The organism is Microbacterium sp. EG9 (assembly GCF_059759475.1).
Map to the genome: position 1 here is coordinate 1,706,556 of NZ_CM186217.1, position 13,675 is coordinate 1,720,230.

Genomic DNA, 13,675 nt, shown 5'->3' on the forward strand with positions numbered 1-13,675 from the left:
GGCGTGTTGTACCTGGACCATGCCGCGACGACGCCGGTGCGCCCGGACGTGCTCGACGCCATGCTGCCCTACCTCCGCGGGGCGTACGGGAACCCCTCCAGCCACCACACCGTCGGAGAGGCCGCGGCCGCCGCGCTGGCCGACGCCCGACGCCGTGTCGCCGCGGTCGTCGGGATGAGACCGGCGGACATCGTCTTCACCTCGGGGGGCACCGAGGCCGACAACCTCGCCGTCAAGGGCATCGCCATCGGCACCGCGCTGCGGCGCGGAGAGGCCGTGCACGTGGTCACGACGCCCATCGAGCACGAGGCCGTGCTCGCCTCGTGCGACTACCTCGAGCGCGTCCACGGCGTCGCGGTGACCCGCGTGCCGGTCGACGAGACGGGCCGCGTCGACCCCGCGCACGTCGCCGCCGCGCTCCGACCGGAGTCGGCTCTCGTGTCGGTCGGGTACGCCAACAACGAGATCGGCACGGTGCAGGACGTCGCCGGGCTCGCCGAGGTCACGGCGGCGGCGGGAGTGCCCCTGCACCTCGACGCCGTGCAGGCGGCCGGGTGGCTGCCGCTGGCCGACACGGGTGCCGACGCCCTGTCGATCGCGGGCCACAAGATCGGTGCCCCCGCGGGCATCGGCGTCCTCGCGGTGCGGGGGCGGCTGCCGCTGGAGCCGGTCCTGCACGGCGGCGGTCAGGAACGCGATCGCCGCAGCGGCACCGAGAACCTCGCCGGCGCCGTCGCGATGGCCACCGCGCTCGAGCTCGCCGAAGCCGAGCGCGTGGAGGCGTCCGCGCGGGTGAGCGCCCTGCGCGACCGCTTCATCGCGTCGGTGCTCGGGCTCGTCCCGACCGCGCGCCTCACCGGGCATCCGCGGTATCGCCTTCCGGGCACGGCGAGCTTCACGTTCACGGGCACCAGCGGCGAGGCGGTCCTGCTGGAGCTCGAGCGCCGCGGGATCGTGTCCTCGAGCGGGTCGGCGTGCGCCGCGGGCAGCGACGAGCCGTCGCACGTGCTGCTGGCGCTGGGCATCGACCCCGAGGTGGCGCAGACCGCGGTGCGCATCACCTTCGCTCACGACCTGGGCCGCACCGACCCGGTGCAGGCCGCCGCCGAGCTGGACCTCGTCGCGGACGCCGTCGCCTCTTCGGTGGCGGCGGTACGATCGGGGCCGTGAGCACTCCGGTCGTCACCGTCATCGTCCCGGGCCGGGACGTCGCCGCCTTCGCCGAGGAGGCCCTGGCATCGCTGCGCGCGCAGACGCTCACGAACTGGTGCGCGGTCCTCGTCGACGACGGCTCCGTGGACGCCACCGGCGCGGTCTTCGCTGCCGCGGCCGCCGCCGACCCGCGCTTCCGCGTGATCACCCATCGCGTCGCGCGCGGGCTCTCAGCCGCCCGCAACGCCGGTCTCGACAGCGTCGAGACCCCGTTCGTCGCCTTCCTCGACGCCGACGACGTCCTGGCCCCGACCGCGCTGCAACGGTTCGTGGAGACCCTCACCCGCACCGGCAGCGATGTCGTCGTCGGGGCCTACGTGCGGCTGCGCGCCGACGCCGAGGGACGCTACTCCCCCGGTCCCGTGCAGCCGTGGGTGCGGGCGGCGACCGAGCCGGAACGGCTCGGCACGACATTGGACGAGCACCCCGAGCTGTCGGGCAACATCGTGGCCTGGTCCAAGCTGAGCCGGGTGGAGCTCTGGCGCCGGAGCGGACTGCGCTTCCCCGAGGGCAAGCTCTACGAGGATCAGATCGTCACGCAGCGGCTCTACACCGCGGCGCGTGCGGTCGACGTCATCCCCGACGTCGTCGTCCACTGGCGAGAACGCGCCGACGGCACGTCGATCACGCAGAACAAGGACCTGCTGCCCGTGCTGGTCGACTACCTCGAGGCGCTCCGCGGCGGCATCGCCGTGCTGGATGCCGCGGGCCAGCGCGCCGCCTCCCGTGCCCGTGTGCGCCTCATCCTCGACATGGACGTCCCCCCGCTGGTGCGCATCGCGCAGACGAGCCCCGAGGACGCGTATCGACGTGCGCTCGGGGAGTTCGTGCGCGGCCTGCTCGACCGTGCCCGCGCCGACGGCATCGCCCTCGATCCCGCGACGGCCGACCTGCGCAGCGCGGCCGAGCTCTGGTGAGCTCCGACGCCCGGTACCGGCGCGACGGCTATCCTGAGCCCATGAACGGTTCCGACACCCCCGCCTCCGACCAGCCCACCGGGCCCGACCTCGCGGAGATCCGCGCCGAGATCGACGAGCTCGCCGCGCTGTCGACGGAGGAGCTGGTCAATCCGACGCCCGAGCTCATCGCGGAGAACGAGCCCACCCCGCACCCGACGGACGCCATCGGTTCCGAGGACTGGAACACGCCGGCCTGATCCGCCGCCGCTCACCCGCGCGGGGCGGAGACGTCCGGGCGGGGCTCCTCCGCCCGCAGCTCCATGCCCGCGATCGTCGCGGCCGCCATCTGCTCGACCGCCAGTTCCGCGTAGAGTCCGCCGCGGGCCAGCAGCTCGGCATGGGTGCCGGACTCGACGATGCGTCCCGCCTCGACGACGTGGATGACGTCCGCCCCGACCACCGTCGAGAGCCGGTGGGCGATCGAGAGCGTGGTCCGTCCGCGAGCGACGTTGTCCAACGCCTCCTGGACGACGCGTTCGGACACCGTGTCCAGGGCCGAGGTCGCCTCGTCGAGCAGAAGCACCGGCGGGTCCTTCAGGAGCACGCGTGCGATCGCGATGCGCTGCTTCTCCCCGCCGGAGAGCCGATAGCCGCGTTCGCCCACGATCGTGTCGTACCCGTGCTCGAAGCCCACGATGGCGTGATGGATGTTGGCGGCCGTGCAGGCGGCGACGAGTTCGTCGTCGGTCGCGTCCGGCTTCGCGTAGCGCAGGTTCTCCGCGATCGAGGCGTGGAACAGGTACGTCTCCTGTGAGACGATCCCCACGTTCTCGACGATCGACTGCTGGGTGAGGGAGCGCACGTCCTCACCGCCGAACAGGACCGCGCCCGACGAGGCCTCGTACAGCCGCGGCGCGAGGTAGATGATCGTGGTCTTGCCGGCGCCGGACGGACCGACGAAGGCGACGTGCCGACCGGGCTCGGCGACGAACGAGACGCCGTCCAGCGTCGGGCGGCCCTCGCTCGCGGCATCCGGATAGCGGAAGACCACGTCGCGGAACTCGACGCGTCCGATCGGGCCGGGCGCCGCGGCGACGTCGATGGCGTCGGGCGCGTCGACGATCGCGGGCGTCAGGTCGAGGTACTCGAAGATCCGCGCGAACAGCGCGCGCGACGTCTGCAGGTCCAGCGCCACGCGCATCAGCCCCATGAGCGGCTGGAGCAGCCGCGCCTGCACGGTGGTGAACGCCACGACGGTGCCCGCGGTGATCGCCCCGGTGCCGCCGGCGATGAGATAACCCGACACGAGGTAGATGACGGCGGGCACCGACGCCATGATCACCTGGACGACGGCGAAGAACCCCTGGCCGCTCATGGCGCGACGCACCTGCAGGCGCACCTGGTTGCGGTTCTCGTCGCGATAGCGCTCCGACTCGGCCCGTTGCCGGTTGAACGCCTTCGACAGAAGGATGCCACTCACCGACAGCGTCTCCTGAGTGATGCTCGTCAGCTCGCTCAGCGACTCCTGCGTCTGTCCGGCGATGCGCGCCCGCACCTGGCCGACGCGCCGCTGCACCAGCACGAGCGCCGGCATCATCACCACGGCGATGATCGTCAGACGCCAGTCGATGAGGATCATCGCGACCAGGGCCGAGATCACCGTCACCGTGTTGCCGAGGATGCTCGTGACGGTGTTCGTCAGCACGTCGGACACCCCGCCGACGTCGTTCTGCAGTCGCGACTGGATGACGCCCGTCTTCGTGCGGGTGAAGAAACCCAGCTCCATCGCCTGCAGGTGGTCGAACAGCCGCACGCGCAGGTCGCCCGTCACGCGGTTGCCGACGGTCGAGGTCAGCCAGGTCTGGGCGACGCCGAGCACGGCGGAGAACAGGAAGAGCCCGATCATGGTGAGCACCAGGCGCACCAGCAGCGCCAGGTCGGGCGGACCGCCGGCGGTCGGGAACAGGGCGTCGTCGAAGATGCTCTGCACGATCAGCGGAGGGACGACGCCGATCGCCGCGCCGACGACCACCAGCACGGCGGTCAGGACGATGCGTCCGCGATACGGGCGGAACAGGCCGACCACACGGGCCCCGAGATCCGCGACCTCCGGCGCCTGCGCGTTCAGACGCCGCTGGGCGCTCTCGTCCACGCCGCGGAAGGCCGCCGCGCGCCCGCCGGGTCCCATCCCGCCCATCCCCATGCTCACCGGGTCACTCTAACCCCGCGCCGGAAGGGGGTGGCCGGTCAGCCGAGTCCCGCCACGAGATTGATGACCGAGGCGAGGATGACCGCTCCGAACAGGTACGCGATGAGCGTCTGCCCCACCACGATGCGTCGGATCTCGTTGGCCGACACGTCGTTGTCGGAGACCTGGTAGGTCAGGCCGAGGCCGACGGCGAAGTAGCCGAAGTCCGAGTACATCGGCTCCTCGTCCTGGTTGAAGTCGATCCCGGCGCGCTGGCCGGCGGCGAGCCGCCCGTAGTACACCCGCGCGTACCGCAGCATGTAGTCGACCTGGATCAGCGCCCAGGAGCTCACGACCGCCGCGATCGCGACGCCGGCCACGACGAAGGCGTGCAGCCGACTGCCGTGACCGCCGCCGACGAGCACGGCGACGACGCCGCCGAGACTCGCCACGCTGCCCACGAGCGCGATGAGGCGGGCGACGGGACGCCCCGGGTCGACGGCGCTCGTGTGCGACCGGGTGGCCTCGGCATCCATGGGCCACACCACCGACAGCAGCCAGACGACGTTGACGGAGGCGACGACCGCCCAGCCGGCGAGCAGCCCCACGGCAACCCCGGCCAGCGCCGAGACCGTCGCCGCGACGACCGCTCCGACCGCGAGGGACAGAGGACCGCGCACGGCGACGCGGGAGGGATGCCGTGTGGGTGCCATGCTGCGATCGTCCCACCCGGCGGGGGAATACGACGTCAGACCCGGCCGTTATGGTGGAGAGTCGTCCCCGGCCTCCGGGCACGCCGCGCCCTCGTGCGCCCCGTCGCCGCTCCCTCCGCCCCGTGCACCGCGTCCCGTACGCCGCCCCGATGACTCGAGGAACCTCATGACCTCCCCTGAGACCGACTCCCTTCCGGACACGACCGCCGTCGTCGGCGCGAAGGAGAACCGCGTCATCTGGCTGCTGCTCGCGGCGGCGTTCGTGGCGATCCTCAACGAGACCACGATGGGCGTGGCGATCCCGCACCTGATCGGCGACCTGGGGATCACGGCGGTCGCCGCGCAATGGCTGACCACCGCGTTCATGCTGACCATGGCCGTCGTGATCCCCACGACGGGCTTCCTCCTGCGTCGGTTCACGACCCGCGCCATGTTCGGCACGGCCATGGGCCTGTTCTCGGCCGGTACGCTGATCGCCCTCGTGGCGCCGGGGTTCGAGATGCTCCTCGTCGGTCGCGTCGTCCAGGCCTCCGGCACGGCCATCATGATGCCGCTGCTGATGACGACGCTCATGACCGTCGTCCCGCCGCACCTGCGCGGGCGCATGATGGGGCGCGTGAGCGTGGTCATCTCGCTCGCTCCGGCCATCGGGCCGACGATGGCGGGCGTCATCCTCGACAACCTGACGTGGCGGTGGATCTTCGCGATCGTCCTGCCCATCTCCGTCGTCGCCCTGATCATCGGCGTGCGGTGGATCCACAACCTGGGCGAGCGTTCGCACGCCCCCATCGACATCCCCTCGGTGATCCTCTCCGCCCTCGGCTTCGGCGGGATCGTCTTCGGATTGAGCCAGATCGGCGGCCACGGCACCGACGTCGCGGCCGCGGAGACGGCCACCGTGACCCTCGTCGTCGCCCTCGCGATCGGCGTCACGACGCTCGGGTTCTTCCTCTGGCGTCAGGTGGCCCTGCAGAAGAAGGACGACGCGCTGCTGGACCTCCGGATCTTCCGCTCGGGCAACTTCTCCCTGTCCGTCGCCCACTTCGCAGTGATGTCCCTCGCGTTCTTCGGCACGCTCACGGCGCTGCCGCTGTACCTGCAGAACACCCTCGGGCTCTCGGCCAGCGTGTCGGGCCTGGTCGTCCTCCCCGGCGCGCTCGCGATGGGTCTGCTCGGACCCGTCATCGGACGCATCTACGACCGGTGGGGCACGCGCGTGCTCCTGCTTCCCGGCACGATCGTCGTGCTGGCGATCCTGTGGAGCTTCACGATGCTCACCGAGTCCACTCCGGTGTGGATGCTGGTCGTGACGCAGACCCTGCTGTCGGTGGGTCTCGCGATGTCGTTCACGCCGCTGTTCACGGCGTCACTGGGCTCGCTCGAGCCGAGGTTCTACTCGTACGGCAGCGCCACGGTCTCGACGGTGCAGCAGGTGGCCGGCGCGGCCGGCATCGCGTTGTTGATCTCGGTGATGTCGTCCGTGTCTGCGGCGGCCTCGGCGTCCGGTGCGGCGGATGCCGCGGCCGGGGCGGCCGGCGCACGCGCCGCGTTCCTGCTCGCCGCCGTGATCGGCACGCCGCTGCTGATCAGCGCGTTCCTCATCCGCAAGCCGGCCGACACACCTGCCGGACCCGCCGCCCACTGACCGGGTGGTCAGCCGATGCTGCAGGATCCCCCACCGCAGCACGCGCCGGCATCGATGCCGCCGTCCACCAGCGGCAAGAGGTTCTTCACGCCCGGCAGCTCCGATGCCTCCGTCGAGGAGGCGAGCTGGGGGGTGGGAAGGTTCGACGTAGCCATGAGTCGATGATACGTCCGTGTCAACCCCCGGGCGCGGTGCCGATGCCATCCGTAACGTCGAGGGCATGAGCACACTCTCAGGGAAGACCGTGGCCTTCGTGGCCACCAACGGATTCGAGGACAGCGAGCTGACATCGCCGTGGGACGCGGTGACCGCCGCGGGCGCCACCGCGGTGCTGATCTCCCCCGCGACGGACAGCATCGAAGGCAAGAACGGACACCGACAGGCCGTCGACGTCGCCGCCTCCGCCGCGGAGGCAGCGGACTACGACGCGCTCGTGCTGCCGGGCGGCGTCGTCAACGCGGACGATCTGCGGCTGGACGCGGCCTCCGTGGCGCTCGCCCGCGAGTTCTTCGCGCAGCACAAGCCCGTCGCCGCGATCTGCCACGCCGCCTGGCTGCTCATCGAGGCGGATGTCGTCGACGGCCGCACGCTCACCAGCTACCCCAGCCTGAAGACCGATCTCGTCAACGCGGGCGCCACCTGGGTGGACGAGGAGGTCGTCGTCGACGAGGGCCTCGTGTCGAGCCGCACCCCGGACGACCTTCCCGCCTTCAACGCGAAGGTCGTCGAGGAGATCGCCGAGGGTGCGCACGCCGGCCAGACCGTGTGACGGTCCGGGCGGGTCGGTCGCCTCAGTCCCAGTCCAGGTAGTCCTCGATGAACCACGAGGTCTCGCCGGGGTGAGTGAGCGGGAAGAAGTGCCCGGCGGTCTCCACCGCCTTGACGCTCACGAGCCCCGGCGCGGACGCGCGCAGCGCCTCCCCCGCGTCGGCGGGGTTCACCCGGTCGCCGCCGCCCTGGATGACGAGCACGGGCGTCGCCTCGGCGACGGGCTGCCATGCCGCGGCATCCGTGGCGGCCAGCGCGGCGGCCTGCAGCGCACGCACGTCGGCCTGCGGCGAGAACGAGTCGCCGAAGACCGCACGCAGCTCCGCGTCGAAGTCGTCACCGGCGGGGGCAGAGCTCGCGACGCCGAGCAGCAGCACGCCGTTGACGCGGTCGTGGTGGTCGATCGCGATCGTGCGGGCGACGGCGCCGCCGAAACCGTGACCGCCGATCCACGCCTCCGAGATCTGCAGATGGTCGAGGACGTCGATGACGTCGGCGGCGAGGTCGTGCATCGTCGCCGCGCCCGAGCGGCGGGCCGCCACGCGGACGACCCGGAAGTCCTCTTCGACCAGGATGCTGGCGAGCGCGCCGAAGTAGGCGAAGTCGAGCCCGGCCTCCGGAAGCAGGACGATGGCCGGGCCGGCACCCTCGTCGAGATAGCCGATATCGCGAACGTCGGCGTCGAAAGTCTGTCGCTGGTTCTCGGTCACGATCCCCCATCCTAGAGCGCACCGAGTTTGCGCACGGCATCCGCGTCTGTCCATAGTTAGGTAAGCCATACCTACTCACCGTCCCGCTGCGTGCGGGTGCGGCCGGACGAAAGCGATGCCCCATGCGCCCCCACATTCGACGATCCCTGCCTCTGCTCGCCGCCGCCGTGGTGACCGCGCTCGCCCTCGCCGGGTGCGCGGCGACGGGCACGACGCCGGGCTCCTCGTCGTCGGCGAGCGGAACGCACGCCGTGTCGCATGCCCGCGGAACCACCGAGGTGCCGAACGATCCGCAGCGGGTCGTGGTGCTCGAGCCGGTCGAGCTCGACACCGCCGTCGCGCTCGGCGTCACGCCGGTGGGGGCTGCCGTCGCGAGCAACGTCGCCGGTGTGCCCGCCTACCTCGACGTCGAGGGCGTCTCCCCGGTCGGCACCGTCCCGGAACCGGATCTCGAGGCCATCGCGGCGCTCCGCCCCGATCTCATCCTGGGCACCGAGTCACGTCACTCGAAGCTCTACGACCAGCTCAGCGCCATCGCCCCCACGGTGTTCATGGCGTCGCAGTCCGACCCGTGGCAGCAGAACGCGCTGCTCGTCGGCGACGCGCTGGGCAGGGCGGCGAAGACCCAGGAGCTGCTGACGGCGTTCACCGACCGCTGCGCCGCCATCAAGGACGACTTCGCCCTGGACGGCAAGACCGCGAACATGATCCGGCCCCGCGACGAGACGACGCTCAGCCTGTACGGCCCCACCTCGTTCGCCGGCAGCGCGCTCGAGTGCGTGGGCCTGACCATCCCGGCCCAGGACTGGAAGGACGGTATCCAGGCGGACATCTCCCCGGAGAACGTGCGCAGTGCCGCCGCGGACTACGTGTTCGTGACGACGACGGACGTCGACGACCCGAGCACGATTCCGGCGGCGATCACCCAGAACGCCGACGCCTTCGGATCGGTCACCCTCGTCGACACGAGCTACTGGGTCTCCGGCGTCGGCCCCAAGGGCGGGATGCGGGTGCTCGACGACATCGAGCGCTTCCTCTCCGCGCGGTGACGGTCGCTGCCGATCGGGGGGCGCCGGCCGCCGCGCTCCCCCCGGCCCTGCCCGACGCCCGTCGCGGCGCGGTCCGGGCACTCGCCGTCGTCGCGATCGCGGTGATGCTCGCCGTCGCGGTGACGCTGTCGCTCATGATCGGATCCAACCCGATCGGCGCGCCGGACGTGCTGGCCGTCCTGAGCGGCGGCGGCTCGCCCGACATCCGCTACGTCGTCGCCGAGCTGCGGGTGCCCCGAACCGTGGCCGGCCTCGTCGTGGGCGTCGCGCTCGGCGCGGCGGGTGCGCTCATCCAGGGGTTCACCCGCAATCCCCTCGCCGATCCCGGCATCCTCGGAGTCAACGCCGGGGCGGCCTTCGCGGTCGCGATCGGGATCGCCGTGTTCGGGCTGCGCGACATGTCCGTCCTCGTCTGGCTGTCGTTCGCGGGCGCCCTGGTCGTCACCGTGGGCGTGACCGTCATCGGATCGTCCGGCCGGGGCCCCGCCGACCCCCTGCGGCTCACGCTGGCGGGAGTCGCACTCGGAGCCGTCTTCGCGGGCGCGACGACCGGGATGACCCTGAGCGATCCCGATGCCTTCGATCGCATGAGGGCGTGGCATGCCGGATCGTTGCTCGGGCGCGGCTTCGAGGTCTTGGGACCGGTCCTGCCCTTCGTCGCGGTCGCGACCGTCGCCGCGCTCGCCCTCGCGCGGGGGTTGAACGCCCTCGCGCTCGGCGACGACGTCGCTCGCGCGCAGGGGGCACACGTAGGCGGCATCCGCGTGGGAGTGGTCGCCGCGGTCACGGTGCTCGCGGGCACCGCCACGGCGATCGCCGGCCCGGTCTCGTTCGTCGGCCTCATGGTGCCGCACGTCGCACGCTGGATGTTCGGCGTGGACCAGAGGCGCATCCTGCTCGCATCGATCGCTCTGGCGCCCACGCTCATCCTGCTCTCCGACGTGCTGGGCCGCGTGCTGATCGCACCGGCGGAGATCCCGGTGGGCGTCGTCACGGCGTTCGTGGGCGCCCCGGTGCTGATCGCCCTGGCGCGCCGACGACGGGCGACGGCGCTGTGAGCGTCGGCAGGGCGCGACCCCGCGACGCGGCGGCGACCGCGACCATCGACCGGGGCTATCGCCGGCTCGCGATCGGCCGGAGCGCGCGGCGACGTCACCTGCGGCTGCGCAGTGTCGTGGTCGCGGCCGGACTCGGCGTCGTCATCGTCGCCGCGGCGGTCGTCGCCCTCGGCCTCGGCTCGTACCCGCTGTCGCCCGCGGCCGTCGTGGACGTCATCGGCGGCGGCGGCCTCCCTCTCGATCGCACCGTCGTGTTCGAATGGCGCCTGCCGCGCACGCTGGCGGCCATCCTCCTCGGCGCGTATCTCGCCGTCGCCGGCGCCCTGTTCCAGACCGTCACCGGCAACCCGCTCGCCAGTCCCGACATCCTCGGCCTGTCGAACGGCGCCTTCACCGGGATGCTGCTCACGATCGTCTTCGTCTCCACCTCGTGGCCGGCGCTGACGGCCGGCGCCGTCGCCGGCGGACTGGTCACGGCCGCCGCCATCGCCGTGTTGGGGGGCCGCGTGCGGCAGCAGGGGTTCGGACTCATCGTGATCGGCATCGGCGTCGCGGCCATGCTGGCCTCGGCGAACACCTGGATGCTGCTGCAGGTCGAGCTCGAGACCGCGATGTTCGCCTCCGCGTGGGGCGCCGGCACGCTCAACGGCGTGACGGGCGCCGCGGTGGCGGGCGCGGCGCTGTGCGGCATCCCGCTGCTGATCGCCCTCGGTGCTCTCGCGCCGCGACTGCGGCAGCTGGATCTCGGCGACGACGTCGCCGTCACCACCGGCGCACGTCCGATGCGGGCACGACGCGGCGCCCTCCTGATCGGCGTCCTGCTGGTGTCGATCGCGACGGCCGTCATCGGTCCGATCGCGTTCATCGCGCTCGCGGCGCCCCAGATCGCGCGACGCCTGGCGCGCACGCCGTTCCTGTCTCTCACCCTGTCCGCCTTCGTCGGCGCCGCGCTGCTGCCGGCATCGGACATGATCGCCCAGCACGCGCTGCCCGTCGCGCTCCCCGCGGGCGTCGTCACGGTGTCCGTCGGCGGCCTCTACCTCGTCTTCACCCTCGTCCAGGAGATCCGCCGCCGTGTCTGACCCCGCCGCCCTCGCCCCGCGCACCCCGCCGCGCCTGTCCGCCGAGACGATCTCTCTCGGCTACGACGGTGCGCCGATTCTCAGCGCGCTGACCACCCGCATTCCGGACGGCTCGTTCACCGTCATCATCGGACCGAACGCCTGCGGCAAGTCGACGCTGCTGCGGGGGCTGTCGCGTCTGCTGCGCCCCTCGGCGGGCGCCGTGGTGCTCGACGGCACCGACATCTCCCGTCTGCCCGTGAAGGAGGTGGCGCGCCGCCTCGGCCTTCTGCCGCAGACCGCGTCGGCGCCCGAGGGGATCACCGTCGCCGATCTCGTGGGGCGCGGTCGCTACCCGCACCTCGGGCTGTGGCGCCAGTGGACGGAGGCCGACGAGGACGCGATCCGCGAGGCGATGACGGAGACGGGTGTCGACGCGCTGTCGGGGCGTCGCGTCGAGGAGCTCTCCGGCGGCCAGCGTCAACGTGTGTGGGTGGCGATGGTCCTCGCGCAGCAGACCGATCTGCTGCTGCTCGACGAGCCGACGACGTTCCTCGACATCGCGCACCAGATCGAGCTCATGGAGTTGTTCTCCGCGCTCAACCGGGCGGGCCGCACGATCGTCGCCGTGCTGCACGACCTCAACCATGCCGCTCGCTACGCCGACCACGTCATCGCGATGAAGCAGGGACGGATCGTGGCGGAGGGTGCGCCCGCCGACGTGATCACGACCGAACGGGTGGAGGAGATCTTCGATCTTCCCAACGTCGTGATCCCCGATCCGGTCACGGGCGGCCCTCTCGTCGTGCCATTGGGCGGTCGGCACACCGGAGCGGAGGCGCAATGAGCCGTTCGAACGGCGGCGACGAGCGTCCGTGGGAGTACAGCGCCTTCCCGGTGACCGTGGCACGCGTGCGTGACGTGTCCCCGAACTTCCGGCGCGTCACGCTCTCCGGCGCGGCGGTGCGGCACTTCGCCCCGTGGGGACTCGACCAGCGCATCAAGCTGGTGCTGCCCCTGGCGGGCATCGGGTTCATCGACGTCGGTCTCACGCGGGAGCCCACACCGCATCCTCGCGACTGGTACACCCGGTGGAAGTCCCTTCCCGAGGAGCGCCGCAATCCGCTGCGCACGTACACGCCGTCGGCGATCCGGCCGGAGGACGGCGAGATCGATGTCGACGTCTTCCTCCACCAGCCGGCGGGACCGGCGTCGCACTGGGCGCGGACGTGCCGCCCCGGTGACGAGCTCATCGTCACGGGTCCGGATGCGCGCTGCGGCTACACCGGGTACGGCATCCACTTCACTCCCCCGATCCCCCCGTCCCGGCTCCTGCTGGTCGGCGACGAGTCGGCCGTACCGGCGATCAGGAACATCGTGCGCGCGCAGCCGCCGGAGGTGAGCATCGAGGTGCTGGCCGACGTCGCGGATGCCGCCGATCTCCTCGACGACGACCTGAGGGCGAGCACGACGCTGGCGCGCCCCGTGCCGGCCGCGGTGACGGGCGGGGCGACGGGCGGCGCGCTCGAGGGGCTCGTGCGCGAATGGGCGGATGCCGAGTCCGCCGCGTTCGGCGGCGCGGACGACGGCGGTTACGTATGGATCGCCGGTGAGACCGCGGCGGTCGCCCGCATCCGCCGGCACCTCACCGCGACGGCGGGCATGGCACCGACGCAGATCTCGTTCCTCGGGTACTGGAAGCGGGGCGGTCCGCTCGTCGGCTGAGCGGATGCCGTGGCGCCGCGCCGCCACGGGGTGCCTATGCTGGGCGCGTGAGCTTTCCCACGGCACGGTGGTGCCGCAGTCGGCGCGGCACGGCGTTGTGCACGCGACCGACCGGTCACGCGGGGCTGCACAATCGGGTCGGGACGTCGCAGATGTGGTCCGACGCGCAGGCGGACGCGCCGGCGTGCCCGGGCTCGGGCCTCGCCGGCGTGCCCGCACCGCAGCTGCCGGACGAGGCGGCGGCCGCGGGCTTTCCCGAGGGACGCTCGCGGTGCCCCGAGTGCGACGGGTTCGTGCCGCTCGTGGCGGGCCGACGCGCGCCGCACGACCGGTTCCGCGGCACCGATGATCAGCGCGAATCCGCCGGCCGCGCCGAGTGGTTCAACACCTTCGGCTGGCAGTGAGGCACCGCGCGTCTGCGCTCAGGCGCCGAGCTTCTTCGCCGCCTTCTTGGCTGCCTTGTCGACGACCTTGCGGGAGCGTGCGCGAGCCTTCTTCAGCGACGGGTCGTCCCACAGGTGCTTCGCAGCGGCACTGATCTCGCGATAGCGCGCTCGTCCGGCACGCGCGCCGAGCACATAGCCGGCACCGCCGGCGATCACGACGGTCAGCCAGAACTTCACTCCGGACATGGGTCCTCCTCGATC

The 13,675-nt window shown here is 72.1% G+C and carries 16 protein-coding genes; 11 read left to right on the forward strand and 5 right to left on the reverse strand.

Translation table 11 applies throughout. From position 1 onward, the window contains the following. Nucleotides 1-3: 3 nt before the first annotated feature. Genes AC6CQV_RS08055 through AC6CQV_RS08065 form a run of 3 tightly spaced genes read left to right on the forward strand, consistent with a single transcriptional unit; the run spans nt 4 to nt 2,368 of the window. A complete protein-coding gene (locus tag AC6CQV_RS08055; RefSeq protein WP_498259181.1) occupies nt 4-1,170 on the forward strand; it encodes a cysteine desulfurase family protein in 1,167 nt (388 codons plus the stop codon). Then, the gene (locus AC6CQV_RS08060; RefSeq protein WP_498259182.1) at nt 1,167-2,129 is read left to right on the forward strand and encodes a glycosyltransferase family 2 protein; all 963 of its coding nucleotides are present in this window, start codon (nt 1,167-1,169) and stop codon (nt 2,127-2,129) included. Before AC6CQV_RS08055 ends, AC6CQV_RS08060 begins: the two co-directional genes overlap by 4 nt. A 41-nt stretch (nt 2,130-2,170) precedes the next feature. Then, complete coding sequence (locus tag AC6CQV_RS08065) at nt 2,171-2,368, forward strand: hypothetical protein (protein ID WP_060959141.1); 198 nt, start codon at nt 2,171-2,173, stop codon at nt 2,366-2,368. Between the two features lie 11 nt (nt 2,369-2,379). Here AC6CQV_RS08065 and AC6CQV_RS08070 read toward each other — a convergent pair whose 3' ends face one another. Further along, a complete protein-coding gene (locus AC6CQV_RS08070) occupies nt 2,380-4,308 on the reverse strand; it encodes an ABC transporter ATP-binding protein (RefSeq protein WP_492491176.1) in 1,929 nt (642 codons plus the stop codon). Between the two features lie 50 nt (nt 4,309-4,358). After that, nucleotides 4,359-5,012 (reverse strand): DUF1345 domain-containing protein, encoded by a 654-nt coding sequence (locus AC6CQV_RS08075; RefSeq protein ID WP_060959134.1) that lies wholly within the window; start codon nt 5,010-5,012, stop codon nt 4,359-4,361. 166 nt (nt 5,013-5,178) lie between these two features. On the opposite strand from AC6CQV_RS08075, the gene AC6CQV_RS08080 reads away from it, so the two are divergent. Next, nucleotides 5,179-6,657: a DHA2 family efflux MFS transporter permease subunit gene (locus AC6CQV_RS08080; protein WP_101306049.1), complete on the forward strand. Its 1,479-nt coding sequence runs from the start codon at nt 5,179-5,181 to the stop codon at nt 6,655-6,657. An 8-nt stretch (nt 6,658-6,665) separates the two neighbouring features. On the opposite strand, the gene AC6CQV_RS08085 is transcribed toward AC6CQV_RS08080, so the two are convergent. Next, nucleotides 6,666-6,812 carry a hypothetical protein gene (locus AC6CQV_RS08085; protein ID WP_167626529.1) on the reverse strand — a complete coding sequence of 49 codons (147 nt, stop codon included), beginning with the start codon at nt 6,810-6,812 and terminating at the stop codon, nt 6,666-6,668. A gap of 65 nt (nt 6,813-6,877) precedes the next feature. Here AC6CQV_RS08085 and AC6CQV_RS08090 point away from each other — a divergent pair, with 65 nt between their 5' ends. Next, a complete protein-coding gene (locus tag AC6CQV_RS08090) occupies nt 6,878-7,426 on the forward strand; it encodes a type 1 glutamine amidotransferase domain-containing protein (RefSeq protein ID WP_060959132.1) in 549 nt (182 codons plus the stop codon). Nucleotides 7,427-7,448: 22 nt separating this feature from the next. Here the strand turns inward: AC6CQV_RS08090 and AC6CQV_RS08095 are convergent, their stop codons facing one another. Beyond that, a complete protein-coding gene (locus AC6CQV_RS08095) occupies nt 7,449-8,135 on the reverse strand; it encodes an alpha/beta fold hydrolase (RefSeq protein WP_060959131.1) in 687 nt (228 codons plus the stop codon). A 122-nt stretch (nt 8,136-8,257) separates the two neighbouring features. Between AC6CQV_RS08095 and AC6CQV_RS08100 the strand changes: the two genes are divergently transcribed. From AC6CQV_RS08100 to AC6CQV_RS08125, 6 genes are read left to right on the forward strand one after another with little or no spacing between them, the layout of a single operon-like run. Continuing rightward, nucleotides 8,258-9,184, forward strand: coding sequence for an ABC transporter substrate-binding protein (locus AC6CQV_RS08100; protein ID WP_498259183.1), 927 nt, complete (start codon nt 8,258-8,260; stop codon nt 9,182-9,184). Further along, nucleotides 9,181-10,242: a FecCD family ABC transporter permease gene (locus AC6CQV_RS08105; RefSeq protein WP_498259184.1), complete on the forward strand. Its 1,062-nt coding sequence runs from the start codon at nt 9,181-9,183 to the stop codon at nt 10,240-10,242. Before AC6CQV_RS08100 ends, AC6CQV_RS08105 begins: the two co-directional genes overlap by 4 nt. Further along, the gene (locus AC6CQV_RS08110) at nt 10,239-11,324 is read left to right on the forward strand and encodes a FecCD family ABC transporter permease (protein WP_498259185.1); all 1,086 of its coding nucleotides are present in this window, start codon (nt 10,239-10,241) and stop codon (nt 11,322-11,324) included. The genes AC6CQV_RS08105 and AC6CQV_RS08110 overlap by 4 nt, the downstream gene beginning before the upstream one ends. Next, a complete protein-coding gene (locus AC6CQV_RS08115; protein ID WP_060959128.1) occupies nt 11,317-12,150 on the forward strand; it encodes an ABC transporter ATP-binding protein in 834 nt (277 codons plus the stop codon). The genes AC6CQV_RS08110 and AC6CQV_RS08115 overlap by 8 nt, the downstream gene beginning before the upstream one ends. Next, complete coding sequence (locus AC6CQV_RS08120; RefSeq protein WP_498259186.1) at nt 12,147-13,028, forward strand: siderophore-interacting protein; 882 nt, start codon at nt 12,147-12,149, stop codon at nt 13,026-13,028. The genes AC6CQV_RS08115 and AC6CQV_RS08120 overlap by 4 nt, the downstream gene beginning before the upstream one ends. A gap of 47 nt (nt 13,029-13,075) precedes the next feature. Further along, entirely contained in the window at nt 13,076-13,432 is a 357-nt protein-coding gene (locus AC6CQV_RS08125; protein ID WP_231735002.1) for a hypothetical protein, read from the forward strand. 18 nt (nt 13,433-13,450) lie between these two features. Here the strand turns inward: AC6CQV_RS08125 and AC6CQV_RS08130 are convergent, their stop codons facing one another. Further along, complete coding sequence (locus AC6CQV_RS08130) at nt 13,451-13,660, reverse strand: hypothetical protein (RefSeq protein ID WP_060959125.1); 210 nt, start codon at nt 13,658-13,660, stop codon at nt 13,451-13,453. Nucleotides 13,661-13,675: the final 15 nt, after the last annotated feature.